This is a genomic window from Paenibacillus camelliae (genome assembly GCF_023715345.1).
Classification (GTDB): Bacteria; Bacillota; Bacilli; order Paenibacillales; family Paenibacillaceae; genus Pristimantibacillus; species Pristimantibacillus camelliae.
Map to the genome: position 1 here is coordinate 1 of NZ_JAMBNY010000007.1, position 19,111 is coordinate 19,111.

A 19,111-nucleotide genomic window follows, 5' to 3' on the forward strand; every position below is an offset into this window, starting at 1 on the left:
ATTCATTTCTACAATCACCATAGGTATCAAAAACGATTAAGCGGCCTGAGCCCATTAGAATTCAGGACTCGAGCCGCTTAATGTCTCTTTTACTATTTCCACTGTCTACTTGACAGGGGGCAGTTCAGTTTCGAGCCTCTCCTTTGGTTGCTCATTTTCATATACGTTGAAGGTTACTGATTAATATACTTCTCGAATACGAAGCCAAAGTCTTTGATTTTATATTCATCATGCTTAGCCTTCATCCAATCAAAGGCATACTCATTGATATTCGTGAATTGCTCTGCTGCTGACGCGCCCTGCGTAGAAAGTCGGCCAAGGCTTTCCTTCGCAATATGTACGCTAGACACCGCATAGTCATAAAGCTTCTCGTTGGTCGCGACGATTTCTGAGATTTTGTACAGCGTTTTGTAGAGATCCTTAATTTGTTCAAGCTGCTTTTTATCGACATCAATGGAGAAGCTTTCACTGCCGATGTGAAACTTAATCTCAACATCTAGATCGACCGTGCCTGCTGTCTCTAGCATCACTTTCGAAATTTCATGAGAAGAATAGCTGTAGCGCTTCAGTACTCGCTTGCTGCTAATTGCACTTTCACCATCTAAGTGGATTAACGCAAGATTGGTAAAGCAATATTCATCCTTTTTAGACTTAATAATGAAGTAGATTTTTTCTCCGTCTTCATGCATGACATAATCATCAGTATCTACCTTATCGAAGTCTTTACGATCAATAACCTTACCAATATCGCTTAAACCGAGTGCCTCTGATGCTAATTTCTTAAACATAATATCAACATCCTCTCCATCGAACATAATTAGAATGATTCCGTTGCCCGTTGTCATTGTAGCAGAGGGACCGTTAATACCACAATCATTCAATAAGACTAATTTATTCGATGGTGTGACGTTTATACCATTCATTTGCTTCGTGCAGCACTTGTTTACCGCCAGCCTCCATGAATTCAACGACGAAGGTATCGAAGTAGTCGACAGGCTGGTCGCCAGTGATGATCGAGATGTATGCTTTATCTCTCATCCGTATCAGCTCCGGAGTATATTGAATGAGGGAGGGCGTTGCCACCTCGAGACGATTATATATACCGTGCTGATCCAGCCTCAAGGTCGCAGCCCACTTTTCTCGGCGCTCTGAAAGCTGGCTAGGTACCGCCATGCCAATGCTGGAGCCAATCTTATTAGTGTAGTTATCCATACGATTAAACGGTGGAAGAATATGATATTCACCTGCAAATTCAGTACTCCAGCTCCAGTGCTTACCTGGGAGGCCGTGCAGCATTTTGATCTGCTCTACCGGATCGGTGTTGGCACTGACATAATCGAGTATCTCGAGAATTTTTTCGAGCTTCCCCGGCTCACTTACAGCATTAGCACCGATGGCGACAAAGCTCATCAGCATATTATAAGCCTGTGAACCGCTATGTCCATAAGGTCCAATAACAGGGGGACCGATTACGACATTGGCAGCTGGATTTTTCTGCTGCAGCTCATACACATTGAATGTGGCTTTGATCGGAACTTCTTCATCATGCTCATTGATCACGCTATAATCACCGTCCTCAATCCAGTGATAATAGTTGCCCTTCGAGGTCATTCCAATTCTGCCATTGATAAATGCGTGGGACAAATGCTTATAGCCGCCCTTGTTCTCACCGGTTATAAACTCAGGATCGATAATCCCGTCACGATACCATTTTTGGAGATAGGCTAGCGCTTCCTTCATCTCGGGCTCTAACGCGCCGATAATTAGCTCATTATCCTTCTTATTAAAGTACAGCTGCTCTGTAAATACAGCCTGTCCAAAGGCGCCGAACACAACATTTAAGCCTTCCTTGGATAGACCGTACGTATCCTTTCTACCATTCCCATCAGGATCATCGCTTGCAAATGAATACATAACGGTCTCAAATTCATCTAGTGTCTCGGGGACGTCTAGTCCTAGCTGCTGTAGCCAGTCCTCTCGATAAATGATAGGGATTCGGTATACGTTCGTCTGATTGATGACGGGTATGCCATATAGCGCGTCGTTTATCTTACCGTATTCCAAGTAACGGGGATCGAAGTCTTCGATACGCTGCACAATATTAGGCGCATGCTCTCTCAGAACATCCTCAGGAATGTCCGCAAGCACCCCTTGCATCTCATATTTCAGCAGATCATGCGACTGCCTAATCCGGAACAGGTCAGGGATTCTTTCTTGAGCAAGCTCCAAGTCGAGCAGCTCTTCATAGTGCTTGTTCTCAAGATTCCATATATCCAGATCGACATGAAAGAGCTCTTCGATATATGCGATCATCTCCGCATCCTCAGGGACAGCGATGTTTTGATGCATCGTCCAGCTAATCGTATAAGGTTCAGCTATATCTTCCTTGTCGCTGACGAGGGCGATTGGCTGCTGTACTCTATCCTCTAGTTCTCCTCCGATAACGTTCCAACCGCTTATGAATACAAGTAGCATAAGCGATGCAGCACATAGAATTATTGCTTTTGAAGGGGTGAGTTTCATAGACTATCCTTCCTAACATGCTTTAACTGATGAATCGTGTCATACGTGCAGGTTTGACCTACGTACGCATTCCATTCCATGGTGTTCATTGTATAGTCATATCTAGTGACTTATGGTCATCCGTAGTCGTACATGGTCATACGTGTTCATACAAAGTCATAGACTGACCATCATTAATTCATTAGGCCGCGCATGAAGCTCTTTGGTGTGCAGCCGTGAATTTCTTTAAATCTCTTTATGAAATAAGCAGACGTACTGTAGCCAACAGTGCTAGCAACCTGCTCGATCGTTAATTCACGCTCGGACATAAGCTCCCGTGCCCGTTCCATCCGCTGATTCGTTACATAATCTGAATACGATACTCCAGTTTCTTCCTTGAAGATCTTGCTTAGATATTTTGGACTAATGAACACCTGCTCTGAGACATGATCTAACGTGAGATCGCCGGATAGATTGTCGCGTATGTAGGCTTTCACCGCTGTGATCGTATCAACGCTTCTTACTTGGCTGCGTTTTTCCATATGGTGAATAAACTCGGTCACGAGATTAATCATCCACTCCGAGTATCGGTCAATATGGTAGATCGACCGATACTGCTTGTACAGATCTAATGAGCTTGCCTCAGCAGGCTGCCATCGCACTCCACTGATGCAGTCAGAGTAGATCGAGAGCATCTTTAATAATAGGATGTGACTGTACTCTGCTGAATACAACCCTTCCTTGAGCTCAAGCAACAAGTCCTCAATCGCTTGCACGGTGCCAGTAAGATCACGGGCTTGCAGCTTCTTCTCGAAGCTTGCCAGATACGAATCGGACAGCTCAAGGCTGCTGCTTTCTCTGCTTAGCAGCTTAAGATCGCAAAGGATAGGCTGTTCAGGGCAGAAGTAGCTGTAACGGATTAACGTTTTAGCTTCACGATAGCTCGTATGTATCTCTGTCGGCTGCTCTGCCCAGCTTCCTAATGATAGGCCGAATTCTAGGCCGAATTTGCTTTTCACCTCGGAGAGAATGAAATCGGCAATCTGCTTGGAGAAAGAGTTATCCGTTTTGTTCGTACACAGAATAACGACAATTTTATGATCCTGCAATTCCTCCGCAAGCAGCTGTGTTTCCTCGAAATCTAATGACTCCAGCTGCTGAATGATACTGTACGTCATATGCTGCAGCTGCTTGGGCTGTAGCTCCTTCCACCCTTCACTGACTGGGTCAATAAGCATACATTGGAAGCGGGAATAGTCCATCTCCACCTGAATAGAATGCAGCTGCTCTGTCAGCTCATCCGACGTATAACGGTTATTCAGCATATTGAGAATAATATTATGCTTAATGACCTTTTGATTAGCCTGTAAAGTTTCTTCAAGACTGTCCACTTGATTGGTTAGACTGTTAATTGCAGTATCGATGAATCGATATTCATTCTGCTTCAAGTTAACGGAGCTGCCGTGCCGGCTTTTGATTGTATTTAAAATTCGCTTAAGCGGGCTGTAGCCAGCAGCCGAAAAAGCGAAAGACATCGCAATGCCAACTGCGACAGCGAGCAAGCAGAGGATAATTACGCCATCCTTTAACCCATCTAATTTGTAATAGAAGCTATGAGTGGGAGTTGTCGTGTAGATACTCCACCCGTTTCCAGCTATCTGATTATGGGAAACAACGTATTCGTCATAGTCAAATGTATTCGTGAGACTCCCATCTGACGAAGTGTGGGAGTGCAACGATTGGATTAGTGAAGGATCCTGCGCCGGCTTACCGAGCAAGGACTTGTCCGCAGCAGAAATTACGATCGCATGCTGATCGACTATAAAGGTATGATTGTAACTCGCAGGGATCATTGTCTCGATGATCTCGCTAATAGCCGCTTCTTTAACATCAATGGCTAGCAGCAGCTCAGAGTCTCGCCCTGCAGCTTGAAACGGATAGCTGCGGACGTAGGTCATTAACGGCATCATACTGCTTTGCTTCGTTAATTGTAGATAAGGATCCTGAGGTACCAAACGAGTTTGTAGCCATAAGGAGCTTTCCTCGCGATCCTGCATCGCCGTTATCCAAGCATGCATGCTGTCAGCATCAGAGGTGACTAGATCTGTAACACCCGTACCAGAAACATCTACCCTAGAAGCATCTATATTAGAAGCATCTACACTAGAAGCACCCACAACCGAAGCGACCGAAGTTCCTGCAGCAGAAGAGATACGATCCTCGAGCAGCAGGCCATGTGCAGATGAGATGATGAAACGTTTCTCCGCATCATACAGATGAATCGCGTGGATTAAATCAGAATAATTATGCACCTGGTTATTAAGCAGCTGCTGTATGTCTACAACCTTGCTGTGATTCCCATTTAGGGTATCCATATGAATATTAACGGGGCTTCCGAGTGCCAGAGATAGATAGATTTGATGGACTCTCTGAATGACGGAGCTCTCGATCTGATTGACCGTATTGTTAAGCATCATCTCGTTGTTAATTCTAATTTCTTCACTATATTGGCGAGCGAAGAATAGATAGAAGAATGAACTGAGAAGAAGCGCAATGACAAGCACGACAGCAAGATAGGACAGGACCATTTTGGACAATACAGATTGAAATGGCTTGCGCATCGATTTCTCCTCCTTCACATCTAGCTTCAGAACAACATCATTATACAATAGCACCGGAACTGGTGATCGTCTTAATCATAATTTAACATTTGAAGGCTTTAATACGCTGCGCGTTAATCATTTCTTAATAATAGGCAGGCGTGTATATTTCTCGCACAGGAGAAAAAATGATATGTTGTCTATGCGATAAGCCAGAGCGTACGATTGTGATATAAAGCGGAAATTGTTCTATAGATGCCCAAGCTGCCTTGATGCTACAGTAACGGTGCAAACCAAAAACAAGTTATCGAGGAGAGGATCATGTTGTTGCAGAGTACAAAGAGACAACTAAAAAAGGCATTACTATTACTACTCATGCTAGCTATTGCAATCCCAACGTTTTCTGGTGAGAGCTACGCTGCGAAGCAGGAGGAGAAGTTCTCTGACATTAAGGGACACTGGGCAGAAGAACAGATTCTAGCATGGAGTAATGAAGGCTTGATCAATGGATATTCGGACGGTACCTTTAGACCTGACCAGATCATTACACGAGCAGAATTTATGCATATGGTCAATCAAGCCTTTGGCTATTCAGGACAAGCACCTGTAAGCTTTAAGGACGTGTCTAAGGATGCGTGGTATTACGATGCCGTAGCAATTGCTAGTGAAGCGGGATATATTGATGGCTATTTGGATCAAACGGTGAAGCCGGAAGCTCCGATTACGCGTCAGGAAGCAGCCATCATGATCACGAAGATTAAAGATATGGTGAGTAATATAGATGCTTCTAATGCTTTTACTGATTCATCCTCTATTGCAGATTGGAGCAAGGGTGCAATCGGTGCTGTAGCCATAGAAGAAATTATGGCTGGGTATACCGATGGAAGCTTCAAGCCTCTGAATCCAATTACTCGTGCAGAAGCGGTTGCTGCACTTGACAATGCGTTTAACTTTGTTAAGTCTCCTCTATCCGCGGTGAAGTATGGTGGTAATGCGGATGATGCGACATTGAAAAATATCGCGGCAACGAATCCATTTATACAAATTTTAGACGGGTTTGATCAGGTGTGGTCGCTAAACCAACCAGCCTGGAGAGAAGGAACAGCGTTAACTAAGCCTGGCGTAAATGGAGAGACTGCCAAATATGGAGATGGACCGACACCATATTACGATGGCTTTAAAAATGATAAAACCGCAGTAGTTGCACATAAAAACACATATGCAAATGAGGAAATTAGAAATGCAGCGACTTGGGTTGCTAATATCAGATATGTAGAAGAGGTTACTCAAAATCGTACAGATGAAGAGGCTTTAGCAGCATATTATGACGACCAAAGAGATAAGATCTACAGTATGATGGAGGCGTTCGGACCTTTAGCGAATGCTTATGTAGATATCGTAAAACCAACGACAAATGTTGTAAGAACGTTGGATGAGATGAATATCGTATTAGAAGAAGAAACAGCAGAAGACCAAAGCCAAGGCATGGGGGCAAATTGGGAGGAATCTGAGCTTGCTGATATGCTGGATCTCGTTGCATTAATTAGATTCAGAACACCGGCTTCTTCTAATCCAGCTAAATACTTCTACTCTTCTCCTAGACCTTGGAGAATGAATTCGAACGGTGAAGTAGTTGAGATCGTCGATCGGAATGGACTACCTGTATGGGAAACGCTAGGCAGTGGTGAAAAGAAAGAAGAGCCATTAGCTTCAGGAGGAAAGAAAACAACAGGAGAGAAGCACTACCAGCAATATGAAACAAAAGTAGAGATCATTCCTGCATTAAAATATGTAAGAAGAATCGCTGAGGATGGTCGAGGCAAAGATGGAGCATTCCCAAGCGGGCATACAAGTGCAGCGTATCTATCAACCTTTGGTTTTGCATATGCAACGCCTGAACGTTATTCTGAATTTTTAACGAGAGCGGCCGTAATGGGTGAGAATAGAATTGTAACGGGAATGCACTCACCACTAGATGTAATCGGTGCAAGAATTCAAGCTACAGCTATGACTGCCTATGCGCTCAATAAGGAAGAAAATAGAGAAGTATTAGATAAAGCCTATAAAAATTCCGGAGATGTATTCGGTGCATTAGCAGAAGCTAACAACATGAGTCTGTATGAGTATGCGCATACGGTAACAGAGGATTATACGTTCGAAAGTGCCTATGATGAGACGGCATGGGAGGATCACGAGGCGAATAAAAAGTTCTATAGAGAGAAGCTTACTTATGGTTTGCCACAAACGGGAATTAAAGGCTTAGCGCCTGTCGTGCCAGAGGGTGCAGAGGCTCTATTAGAAACTCGTCAACCGTATCTTACAGACGAGCAGCGTAGAGATGTATTATATACGACCTCCATTGATTCAGGTTATCCTGTAATCGACGAGTCACAGGGCTGGGGTAGACTTGACCTTGTAACGGCAGCCGATGGATACGGTGCATTCTTAAAGGATGTAACGGTTGATATGGATGCTTCCAAAGGTCGCTTCAATGCACAGGACTGGTGGAGAAATGATATTACAGGCCAAGGTAAGCTTACGAAAAAAGGTACAGGAGTACTTACGTTGACAGGTGATAATAGCTATACTGGCGGTACATTACTGCAAGCCGGTACGCTAGAAGCCGCATCAACAACTGCCTTTGGTACAGGTGAGCTTCGTGTAGAGAATGGAACAATTGTAGTAAATGCTGATGGAGCATTGGCGCTTGGTGGTGACTTCACGATGAAAGCTGGTAAGCTGAACATGGTGATGGATGACGATAGTAGTCAAATAACAGCAGCGGGAGCAGTAAACATTGACGGTGGAGACTTAAAGCTAGATTTCTCAAATTATAAGCTTGAGGGTGCTAAAGCTATTACTTTGATCACTGCAGATGCGATTAATGGTAAATTCAGTAGCATAACAGCAGATGGCTATGATGTAAATGTTACGTATGAAGATGATCGTGTCATTGCACAGGTTGTAGCAAAGTAAGAGATAGCTAAATCAACAAAAAAACTGGCGACAATTCATTTGTCGTCAGTTTTTTTGTGCTGACGGGGAAGAAGTTACTACAACATTAACATTATCTGTTATCCCTGCTTCAATCACTACAACACACATAACTAGAAAATTTATGAACACTATCAATTAAAATATCGTTCTTTTCACGAAGGTCTGGTGATATAGATAAAGATAGAAAACGATAGGATTGTCTATTAGATATCTTTAAGATAGACACCATAATTTGGATTTGCTATCATTTATCTAGCAAGCAAGAAAGCGGTTTCAAATCTTAGTCATCTGTGGAAGTACCCCTAAGTAATCGTATCTCAAAGATCATGATTGTATTGTCTTTCTCTACTCTTAACTTCCATTGAACGGAATGAGAGTGGAGATAATTTGTACGATACTTTGAGAACGTAGTTTTATAATATAAAACAAAAAGTTCCCATCATTCATTTATGATCAGAAGGCAAGTGTTCTCCGATCAAAGAATAATGGGAAAGAAAGGGTGAAGGATCATGAACAACACATTCAGATTCTTAATTCGTTTCTTAGCGGGGAAAACCATCATTCGAACGATTATGTTTTCCTATCTCGTATTGAACATCCTTCTATTATTGCTTCTTGGAATGTTATCCGTTCGCGATTCAACGACAAGTCTAACGAAGGAAGTAACTCAATCCAGCTACAAAGTGATGGAGCAAGCAGCGCGAGGGCTGAGCTTCAGTCTCGAAGAAGCGACTCGCCCACTCGTTCTATTAGCAGGTCATTACTCAGTTGGCAGTATGATGAATCCGGGAAGGGAAATGGATATTGCGGGGCGGATCCAGCATGAGAGGAATATCGCAGAGGTAGCTTTTGGCGTATCATCCTTGCAATCGATAGTTAGTGACGTATTAATATTGGGCAAAAATGGGTACGTAAACAATCTTGATGGCAGAATATCACTGCTGTGGGATTATCCTTTCACCGAACAGACTTGGTTTAAGCAGGCAATTTCGGATCGTCCAAGCAAAGGCTTCATTACACTTGGACTTCATAAACAGGATTACTACTTAGAAAAAAATATTTCAAAATATAACAAGCCGACATTATCGATTGCCCTTCCGGTTAGGGATTACAACTATAAAACGTTAGGCGCTGTCGTTGCCAATGTCGATCTGGCCAAGGTCAACACAATGTTTGAATTAAGCTCCTATCAGAACGATGAAAGCATATTTATGATCGATGATCAGCAGACCATCATCGCTCATAAAGAGGGCACTGCAATTGGCACAAAAATTAACTTTACTGGTATCGAGCAAATTTATGAAGGTGATTCAGGAAGCTTCGTTACCATGCTTGATGAAAGGGAGACGCTTGTCATCTTCCACCCTACTGCTGTTCAAGGCTGGAGAATGATCTCTACCGTTCCCATGTCCGTCATCAAAGGTCAAGCAGATTCGCTGAAATCAAATTTGATTGGTTTTATTTATCTCTGTTTGATTCTAAATATTTTTATATCCATCTTGATTACTGCCCGAATATCCCGCCCATTTGGACGATTGCTATCTACATTGGACAAGATTGGGGGAGACAGCATTTATATCATTAAAAATAAATACAAGTATCGCGAATTGAATTTGATTAGCCAAAAATTTAGGGAATTGGTCATTCGTATCGAATCGTTGATCAAACAAAATTATCAATCGGAAATTGCACTGAAGGAGGTAGAACTCAAAACACTGCAGTCCCAAATTAATCCACACTTTCTATTTAACACACTACAGCTACTGCAAACTGAAATTGTATGTGGCAGTACCGAGGACTCCAACCATTTGGTGTTGTCACTCAGCAGTCTATTAAGATATTCCATGAAGCAATCAGAGGAGATGGTAGAGCTCGAGCAGGAAATTCAGAACGTCAGGGATTACCTTTATATCGTGAACAAAAAATACGATGATCGAATAGATATCGAGTTTTTTATTGAAGACGAATCGATTCTAAAAAACAGAACAATTAAGTTGATTCTTCAGCCACTGGTAGAAAACGTAATTTTTCACGGATTTGTTGAAAACCCACAATCGGCAAAAATGACGATTAAGGTTGTAAGAGTCAAGAAAGGAATATTGATCGTTATCAAAGATAATGGCAAAGGGATATCGAGAAGCAGAATTCGTCAATTGAGTAGACAATTGGAACAACCTGACTTTAAGGCTGAGAGTATAGGTTTATTCAATGTTAATCAGCGTATCCGTTTGAAGTTTGGACCTGATTACGGCTTGAAGATTAGAAGCATGGAGGGGGTATTTACAACAGTTTATATCGTGTTACCCATGATATGAATAGGGAGGTAAGTTGCATGAAGCTACTTATTGTAGATGATCAATTATCTTTGCATCGGTATCTAGATAAAGTGATGGACTGGACAGATCTAGGAATTGCAGATGTGAAACATGCATATGACGGGGAAGAAGCTATCGACATGATTGAAACCCTCCGACCTAATTTGATGATTATGGATATTCATATGCCGCTGCTTGATGGGATCGAATCATTAAAACGAATCCAGCACTTGGATGAAATTCCACGCACAATCATTTTAAGCGCCTACGATCAATTCAGTTATGCCAGAGAAGCGCTTAGGCTTCAAGTTTCCCAGTACCTGTTAAAGCCAGTCGACGCCGGACTGCTTAGGGATGCTTTAAGCGAGCTCATTCACCAATCGAAAACTGAAGCTAAGCAATGGGTACAAGCTGAATTAGAACGAACGCTATACTCTGAACAGCTCGAAGGGGATTCGTTGATTAAATTCCAAAACGGTCTAGCACTACTCTCCATCCAACGATTTGCTATTGTGACCTTTGAGGGCATCAGCGCTTTGGAGAATAAATACTTCGCCCTGCTGCAAGAGCATTTGGCTATGAGAATCGACTGTGTGATGTGCTGTAACAACCATAAGGAGCAGCAAGTGGTGCTAGTCGGTGGTGGAGAGGAGCTAACTAGCCGTCATCTACGTGAGCTTAGTGAAGCTGTAATAGAAAAGGTAACCGTAACAACAGCGCCTTGTACATTGACTGTTGGAATCAGCTCAATTGCTCAAGCGCAAGATGCGGCATCCTTGCCACAGCTCATTGCTGAGAGCGCACGGGCGGTACGGGCATCCGCTACAGAAACAATATCCAAGCTTCAGGATGCTGTGTGGCGCATTAAACGGTATGTAGAATGTGAAATTCATGAGGATTTAACTTTGCAATCCGTGGCTGATCGCTTTGAGATTGACAAATATCAATTAAGTCGTGCATTCAAGCAGGAATTCGGAATAAATTATTGGGCTTATGTGACGCAGGTGCGGATGAAAAAAGCAGCAGAACTGCTCGTTGCAACCAATTGGAAGAACATTAATATCGCAGAGCATACTGGTTTTCTAGATGAGAGTCACTTTTGTCGAGCTTTTAAGAAGTATTTCGGGGTTACACCCAAAGAGTACCGCACATCACCAATTCGACCGAACTAAGCTGAACTTGCTGCAAGTGCAACAATTGGCAACAAATGATGCAACAATATGAATTCAAATAAAAGTGAGCTCATACTACACTTTAATTGTAAGTGCTTACAACAAGTGCTTATTATAAAAAATGATGACATGGGGGTAAGCCAAGCATGAAGAAATCGTCCTTTTTGCTATTAATCACTGTCCTTTGTTTGTCAGTAGTACTTGCCGCATGCAGCAATAACAGCGGTAACAGCAACAGCAATAGTAGTAATAAAAGCAACTCTGAGAACACCAGCAATGAAAGTTCATTGAGCAATGCAGCAAAGGAAGATAATGAAGCTAAACCAGTTAAGCTTAGTATTCTGGCATGGAATAATGAAAAAGAAATGAAACCTGTGATCGACGGCTTTACTGAAAAATATCCGCATATTACATTCGATTTTCAATTTGCGCCTCCTGTAACAGATTACATTGCTAAGCTTCAGACGATGTTGTTGTCAGATACGGCGCCTGATATATTCATCATCGCCGCAGAAAACCGCAATGAGATCATAGACGGCGGCTACGCTCTTGATCTGACGGACGAACCATTTATGAAAGTGATGCTAGACAGCAATAAGCCGATGCTTAGTAAAGATGGACGCACCTATGCCTTTACACAAACTGGATGGGCAGGCGGCTTGTTTTATAACAAGGAATTGTTTCAACAGGCAGGCATTACTCAATTGCCAGAAACATGGGATGAGTTCATTGAGGCATGCTTGAAGCTAAAAGAAGCGGGTATCATACCGCTTTATGACAGAATGCATGATATTACAATCATTCATTCTGCTATGTTCGGTAGTAATGTGCTATCGAAAGACCCAACGTTCGATGAGAAGCTATTTAAGGGCGAGACAACTTTCGCAGAAGGCTGGACTGAAGTGTTAACGATGTGGAAGGAAGGACTGATCGACAATAAAATTTTGACGCCAGATATGATCGGATTGACCAGTGACCAGGTGCTCAACGAATTCTCCCTTGGTAACGTCGCTATGTTCCCTGGCGGCCCTTGGAATATCCCTACAATCGAGCAAACGAATCCAGATCTTCAGTTCGAAATTATGCCGATTCCAGGCAAAGAACCTGGCAACAAATATTATAATGGTGCGCCTGGTGTTGGTTTTGCGATTAACAGTAAAACAAAAAACAAGGATGAAGCGATGTTATTCCTTGAGTACATGACAACACATGAAGGGCTGAAGCAATTCGAGGAAGGCACAGGCGGAATCATTACGGTTCATGGCTATGATAGTACAGTGCATCCGGCATATGAGCCAGCATACAGAGATGGGCTAATTGCAGGTAAAATTTACTTGCCAATGGTTTCATGGGATAGGCATCAAGAAGCGCTGCGTAACCAATTCCTTGTATCCATTCAAGATATAGCCGTTAACAAAATAACACCGGAGGAAGCTACAGCCTCTCTGGACAACAAACTGAAAGAAATGGAAAATAAATAATCCTCGATTAGGTAAGGAGAGGGTACAGGGAAACCTACTCCCTCTCCTCACTTTTTAAGGGAGGCAAATTATGGTCAAATTTGTTCGTCAGCTGCAGTTTCAATTGTTTTTGCTTCCGATTCTAGCGATCTACTCATTGTTTACGATCTATCCGCTTATCAAATCGTTTTTCTTGAGTTTTACTAATTTTGACGGATATACGAAGATATATGATTTTGTTGGCTTGAAAAACTATGCGCGAATATTTGTGGATGATGCGATCACATCCGCCATTACCTATACGATATTTTTTACTTTTGGCAAAGCAATACTTGTTACGATTTTAGCGATCCCGCTTGCTTTAATATTGGATCAAAAGTTTTTAACTAGAAACATTCAACGCGCAATTTTTTTCTTCCCAACTATTCCAAGCGGCCTGCTGCTTGCCTATATTTGGGGATTTATCCTGGCGCCGATCGGTTCAGGCATACTGAACACCGTACTTAGAGAAGTGTTTAACATGGGGCCGCAGCCTTGGTTGTCCGACCCATTACTAGCGAAGCTATCTACGATCGTCGTGGCAACATGGGCGGTAACGGGGTGGCATGCAGTGTTGTATCTAGCATTTTTGCAATCCATTCCGAAAGATTATTACGAAGCAGCCTCAATAGATGGGGCGAACCGTTTGCAGCAAATTCGTTTTATTACGATTCCACTTCTCGCACCTGCAATGACGGTCAGCGTCATGCTGCTGCTTACCGGCGGGCTCAAAGTTTTTGAGATTCCATTCGCCTTAACAAAGGGCGGACCTGGCTATGAAACCTACTCGATAACCCAGGTAATCGTGCAAAGGGGAATATCTGAAACACAGTACGGCCTAGCATCGGCCATGTCATTCGTCTTTTTCTTAATCGTACTAACCATTGCAATCTTCCAAGTTACAGTAATGCAACGAAGGGAGCGGGACTTACAATGAAGAAAACCTCTGAAAAACGGTTGTGGATTCTGGACATATTGATGCTCCCGGCCGGAATAATCGCGTTTTTTCCGTTTTATATGATTATCGTCAACACGTTCAAAACGATGCAGGATGCTGCAAAGAACCCTATGGCTCTCCCTTCGAAATGGATCTTCACAAACTACATTCAGGTTTTTGAGGACACCTCGGTTATACGCAGCTTCTGGAACACGCTAACCATTACCGTCTGTTCCGTCGCATTAATTGTTTTGATTGGTGCGATGGCGGCATACCCGGTTGTGTTCAATGCGAATCGAATAACAAGGTTTGCGATGCTGTATTTGCTTGCCGGTTTTATGATTCCTTTCCAAGCGACACTCATTCCTTTATTTCAGCTGATGAGTGATTTGCACCTGATTGATAAACTATACGGCTTGATTACTCTGTATACGAGTGGATCTGTCTTTGTCTTCTTCCTAATGATGGGATATATGAGGACGATTCCTCGGGAGCTAACTGAAGCAGCCGTCATTGATGGCTGCAGCGTATGGGGGATCTTCTGGCGAATCATCTTTCCATTGCTGAAGCCGATTACAATTACGAGCACCATCTTTCAGACGATGTGGATATGGAACGATTTCTTGGCACCTATGCTGTTCTTGAATTCAGCGTCCAAATCGACGCTTGTTCTGCAAATCTATAAAGCGAAAGGCGAATTTACCGTTAATTGGCCGATGTTCATGACACTTACGGTCATCACATTGGTGCCGATATTCATCTTTTTTATTGTTATGCAAAAGCATATTGTCAAGGGGATCGCCGCCGGCGCTGTCAAGGGTTAGATAATATACTAACAAGCGTCGAATAACCGAAACGCATGCCAAAGCCTATGCAACGATACTCTACGAGCTAATCATTACCGTTATGATATTCAACTGTCTTAGGGACATTCTAGAACGGTTAAACATCTTAAGATTCCCTAACGACTCTTATCAAATTTGGGGGGTGATTAAGATGTTTTCTTGATGTAGACGATCTTATAGTCATGTCGTCTGAAAGGCAAAGAGACAAAGAATAAGAGAGAGGTGTTGTAGGTAATGCGTAAAACAAGATTCGTGATGTCTTTCTTGGTTTGCTTCCTTATGGTATCCGTTCTAATGGTATCTAACTTACCCGAGGCCAAGGCAGATACAGCTGCGGAACCGAACGAAACGTGGAGACAGGTCGACCCAGCTGATGTCCAGATTGGCAGAAGTTATCTTATTGTCTCCGAGCACGGAGCACTTACTAACGCTCAAGCGACAATCAGCACACCAGGCGATGTGACCGGCGATACTCAGGTTGGTATGGCATCCAAGGCCGTAACGATTGAAGAGGGCTTAATCACATCCGAAGTGACGGACGACATGATCTGGCAGTTTGGCCTTGGTGCAAATACTGCCGCGGCATCCGGCGGTCTTGGTGACGGCCCAGGCTATTATGTATTGAATGACGCACCCGGCGCAGGCGGAGGCACGGAGCCTTTGAGAAGGGAATCCAGCTTCAACGCGCAGCATGCACCCCTCAACACGACTGGCGCAGCGATCAATGGCAACCAGCAAAGCATGTTGCTGCATGTACTGGATGAACAGGAAGGCACCGTGTCTCTGTACATTTGGGGCGGGAACAACCAGTGGAACTTTGCCTTGACGAGTACGGAAGACGGCTTCACCGCGAAGAGCCAGGCGGCGAACACGACGAGCGCTGCTCAACTGCTTCAGCAGATGCAGGAATCACCGGCTTTACGACTGTATGAACCAAACGTTAGCGTTGGCGTTCAGCACTACGTTATGACATCATCTGGCGAGAACGGCAGTATAAGTCCATCCTCCCTAGCAGGGCATGTTTGGGTAAATGATGGCGAAGACGTAACCTTCACGTTAAACCCTGCATTCGGGTTTGAAGTGGATACAGTTACAGTTAATAATGAAGAAGTAGCTGTTACAGACAACACATATACAATAAGGAATGTCACCGAAAGCGGCATCAGCATCCACGTAACATTCAAGCCTCTTACAAACGCAGCAGATTTACCGTTCACCGTGTATAACGATATATTCTCTGTCGGTAACGTCACGACAGCGGTCATCATCGACCTTGGCGAAGGCAATGAGGCCAACCTTGCTGACCTTAGCTCCGATATGTTCACGGCGGCTGCTAGAAATACAAGACTTGACGGCTCAACCGTGATTTTCGACGGCTTGCGCAATATCACTAGGGTGTATGTAAACAGTGCTCCGGAGCCGCTTGGCTATATATCCCCCGCACCGGGCTCCGAAGACCTCGTAACGGATACTCCGGAGAGTGGTCGCTACATCATCATTGAATTCGAGTTCTGGAATACCAATGGCTATACATCCGGCGCAATGGTATCAGGCAACTTGCAAAACGCCTTCTCTGCACTTCTCAATTACCGCGTCAACGTAGATCGTGAGATCAAACTGACAGACGGCACCACGATAACCCCGAGATTCACTCAATCAGCTGTAGTCAACCCGGCGCTCGACAAGTTTGTCCCTGACAAAACGAACCCGAGCGGCACAGGCAGCATGGACATCCTGATCTCGATCGACGAGTCATGGGAAGAACTCGGTCCTCTCCCACTGTTTATTTACAACCATGGCGGCGGCCGTGGAGGCCCTTCTGGGGACTTCTTCGCTCCAGTGCAAACCGCGAACGGAGCAGCCGTACTATCCAAGCGTCAGCTGGAGAACCCTGGCAAGTACAACGCGCACATTATAGCAACGCAAAACCACGCAAACAATCAGGCCAATAATGAGGCACTTATGGCATATATCGAGAAACTGGCCGATGAGGGCAAGGTGGATCTGAACCGTATCTATATGTCCGGCTTCTCGATGGGCAGCATGTATACGCTCGGCTTCTATAGTCGCAATCCTGAGTTTCTCGCAGCAATTGTTCCGCTTGCAGGAGGCAGCTTGCCAACTGAGGAACAGCTTACGGCGAACCCTGAGTTAACAGTAACCTCCATATGGGCGCATACACATAAGAATGACGGCGCTGGTAATTCATGGACACAGTATTTCAGTACAGGCGCTGGCGCTAGCGGATTGTATTCAAATGCTAACGTAAACGTTCTGGAAACTAACCAGGCCTTTAATTTCCCTTACTACGGCTTTGACTGGACGCCGCACGAAACCGAAGCCCAAGTGTACAGCAACCTTCTTGGTCAATCAAATGCCAGCTTCAGATATGGTGCAAGCCAAGAAGCGTATGCAGATAAGAACATCTTTGATTGGATGTTTGCACAGAGCAGAGGCAGTATAACTAGCTCAGCAACGTTGTCAGGTCCAGCGGTAGTGCAGTTCGGTGAAACATTCGATGTGACCTACGGTCTTGAAAGCTTGAATCAGGAAGTATATGCACAAGACATTACAATCGCATACGACGCTGATAAGCTAGAGCTTGTTGGTCAGCCAGTGTCCGTTGATTCTGAGCAGTTTGTAATTGTAGGCTCAGATAGCCAAGAAGGAAGTATTCGAATTTTAGGCACTCACTTAAATGAAGGCGTAAATAATCCTAATCAACCTCTTTTTAAGCTTAGCTTCAAAGCAAAGCAGACAGCTGGTATTGCGGATATCGCAGTTACGCTAGTTGGGCTTGCAGACGGTGAAGGAGTAGAGGCGGAAATTGATGGAGATACGCATTCAGTTGAGATTCGTAAGCCTGTACTACCAGGTGACGTCAACGATGATGATAGAGTAAGCGTTGGTGACCTGGCTCTAGTTGCGAAAGCTTATGGCAAATCTTCAGATAGCCCAGATTGGGATCAAGTGAAGAAATACGACATCAATAATGATGGAACAATCGACATTGAAGACCTTGTCGCATTGGCGCGTCTCATTCTGACTAATTAATAACTGAAAAACAGCCAAGGGTATCAAAGCTTAGTGCAGTCGATACCCTTGGACCTGTTTCTCTCCTAACCATTATATGAACAAGGGAGACGATTCAATTGAAAATAAAAAAATTGCCGTTGCTGCTGTCCAAGCTTCTACTGTCCGTGCTACTGCTATTTACCTTGATACCGATTATGGCACATGCTGAGAATAACTCCTCATTTACATTAAATAGCTCCGCCAGCAATGCAATAGTTGGCGAAGAAGTAGTAGTATCGGTCGAAGGCGATAGCACGAAAAACGTTTTTGGATATGAGCTTCGTCTATCCTACGACCCTAACATATTGAAATTTAGTCAAGCGTCCACGACTTGGGATGGCTTTACGGTCCCTCCGATTGTTGAGGACGGGATAATAATATTCGCTCATACTAAGGTTGGCGATACCTTAGGCGAAAATGGAAAAATGCATTTTGCCTCGTTAAAATTCAAAGCTATTGGACAAGGCGAAGCTCTCGTTCAATTAACGCGAGTGAAACTGGTTGACCGAGATGGTAGCAGCATCACATCTGAGCCAGCTTTAATAGCGAAGCTTAGTATATCGACGAACTATATAGATACGGAAGGTCACTGGGCCGAGGAAAGCATTAACAGAGCAACCGCGAAGGGATGGGTGAAGGGCTACCCAGATGGGAGATTCGCTCCAGACAAAGAGGTTACTCGTGCAGAATTTATTACTATGCTTTCTCGTGCACTGGCATTGCCAGCTTCCTCTGAAGGAGCACAAACGTTCAAGGATGATGCACAAATTCCACCGTTTGCAAAAGCTCACGTATCGCAAGCAGTTGCTGCTGGATTGGTGAAAGGATATGATGACGCAACGTTCAGACCTTCTCAATGGATCAACCGCGCTGAGATGACGGTCGTGCTCATGCGTGCAATAGGCTATGAAGACACGAAGGATTCGATTTCTGCGCTTACGTATGATGATGTGGACCAAATTCCAGATTGGGCATACCCGGCCATTGCAGCAGCTACAGATATAGGTATAGCTAAGGGAAGGGGCAACAACAAATTTGCACCAGGCGGATACTCAACTAGAGCTGAAGCTGTTACCTTGCTTTTGAGAATAGTGGACCACATTGCTTCAACATCCAAGGTTAATTAGAATACTGAAAACAAAAAGCTCAAGCTTATCTTGAGCTTTTTG

At 43.9% G+C, this 19,111-nt stretch carries 11 protein-coding genes; 8 read left to right on the top strand and 3 right to left on the bottom strand.

All coding sequences use genetic code 11. The features are described from left to right. Positions 1 to 173: 173 nt before the first annotated feature. From M3180_RS12810 to M3180_RS12820, 3 genes are all read right to left on the bottom strand, one after another. Complete coding sequence (locus tag M3180_RS12810; RefSeq protein ID WP_251668391.1) at positions 174 to 788, bottom strand: PH domain-containing protein; 615 nt, start codon at positions 786 to 788, stop codon at positions 174 to 176. 103 nt (positions 789 to 891) lie between these two features. Further along, the gene (locus tag M3180_RS12815; protein ID WP_251668060.1) at positions 892 to 2,523 is read right to left on the bottom strand and encodes an extracellular solute-binding protein; all 1,632 of its coding nucleotides are present in this window, start codon (positions 2,521 to 2,523) and stop codon (positions 892 to 894) included. Between the two features lie 173 nt (positions 2,524 to 2,696). Beyond that, a complete protein-coding gene (locus tag M3180_RS12820; RefSeq protein WP_251668062.1) occupies positions 2,697 to 5,123 on the bottom strand; it encodes a helix-turn-helix domain-containing protein in 2,427 nt (808 codons plus the stop codon). A 306-nt stretch (positions 5,124 to 5,429) separates the two neighbouring features. Here M3180_RS12820 and M3180_RS12825 point away from each other — a divergent pair, with 306 nt between their 5' ends. The 8 genes from M3180_RS12825 to M3180_RS12860 all read left to right on the top strand — a co-directional run bounded on the left by M3180_RS12825 (position 5,430) and on the right by M3180_RS12860 (position 19,069). After that, on the top strand, positions 5,430 to 8,078 hold the full coding sequence (locus M3180_RS12825) for an S-layer homology domain-containing protein (protein ID WP_432806936.1): 2,649 nt from the start codon (positions 5,430 to 5,432) through the stop codon (positions 8,076 to 8,078). 530 nt (positions 8,079 to 8,608) lie between these two features. Then, a complete protein-coding gene (locus M3180_RS12830) occupies positions 8,609 to 10,414 on the top strand; it encodes a sensor histidine kinase (protein ID WP_251668066.1) in 1,806 nt (601 codons plus the stop codon). 17 nt (positions 10,415 to 10,431) lie between these two features. After that, complete coding sequence (locus M3180_RS12835) at positions 10,432 to 11,586, top strand: response regulator (RefSeq protein WP_251668068.1); 1,155 nt, start codon at positions 10,432 to 10,434, stop codon at positions 11,584 to 11,586. 146 nt (positions 11,587 to 11,732) lie between these two features. Then, complete coding sequence (locus M3180_RS12840) at positions 11,733 to 13,067, top strand: ABC transporter substrate-binding protein (RefSeq protein WP_251668069.1); 1,335 nt, start codon at positions 11,733 to 11,735, stop codon at positions 13,065 to 13,067. Between the two features lie 70 nt (positions 13,068 to 13,137). Beyond that, complete coding sequence (locus M3180_RS12845) at positions 13,138 to 14,022, top strand: carbohydrate ABC transporter permease (RefSeq protein WP_251668071.1); 885 nt, start codon at positions 13,138 to 13,140, stop codon at positions 14,020 to 14,022. Beyond that, positions 14,019 to 14,846, top strand: a complete 828-nt coding sequence (locus tag M3180_RS12850; protein ID WP_251668073.1) for a carbohydrate ABC transporter permease — start codon at positions 14,019 to 14,021, stop codon at positions 14,844 to 14,846. Before M3180_RS12845 ends, M3180_RS12850 begins: the two co-directional genes overlap by 4 nt. 255 nt (positions 14,847 to 15,101) lie before the next feature. Beyond that, entirely contained in the window at positions 15,102 to 17,921 is a 2,820-nt protein-coding gene (locus M3180_RS12855; RefSeq protein ID WP_251668075.1) for a cohesin domain-containing protein, read from the top strand. Between the two features lie 98 nt (positions 17,922 to 18,019). Beyond that, on the top strand, positions 18,020 to 19,069 hold the full coding sequence (locus tag M3180_RS12860) for an S-layer homology domain-containing protein (protein WP_251668077.1): 1,050 nt from the start codon (positions 18,020 to 18,022) through the stop codon (positions 19,067 to 19,069). Positions 19,070 to 19,111 lie beyond the last annotated feature (42 nt).

Bases quoted from the DNA above. Each gene is read 5' to 3' on its own strand.
- M3180_RS12855 (WP_251668075.1), top strand. From the start codon at position 15,102: ATGCGTAAAACAAGATTCGTGATGTCTTTCTTGGTTTGCTTCCTTATG.
- M3180_RS12835 (WP_251668068.1), top strand. From the start codon at position 10,432: ATGAAGCTACTTATTGTAGATGATCAATTATCTTTGCATCGGTATCTA.
- M3180_RS12845 (WP_251668071.1), top strand. From the start codon at position 13,138: ATGGTCAAATTTGTTCGTCAGCTGCAGTTTCAATTGTTTTTGCTTCCG.
- M3180_RS12815 (WP_251668060.1), bottom strand. From the start codon at position 2,523: ATGAAACTCACCCCTTCAAAAGCAATAATTCTATGTGCTGCATCGCTT.
- M3180_RS12810 (WP_251668391.1), bottom strand. From the start codon at position 788: ATGTTTAAGAAATTAGCATCAGAGGCACTCGGTTTAAGCGATATTGGT.
- M3180_RS12830 (WP_251668066.1), top strand. From the start codon at position 8,609: ATGAACAACACATTCAGATTCTTAATTCGTTTCTTAGCGGGGAAAACC.
- M3180_RS12820 (WP_251668062.1), bottom strand. From the start codon at position 5,123: ATGCGCAAGCCATTTCAATCTGTATTGTCCAAAATGGTCCTGTCCTAT.
- M3180_RS12850 (WP_251668073.1), top strand. From the start codon at position 14,019: ATGAAGAAAACCTCTGAAAAACGGTTGTGGATTCTGGACATATTGATG.
- M3180_RS12840 (WP_251668069.1), top strand. From the start codon at position 11,733: ATGAAGAAATCGTCCTTTTTGCTATTAATCACTGTCCTTTGTTTGTCA.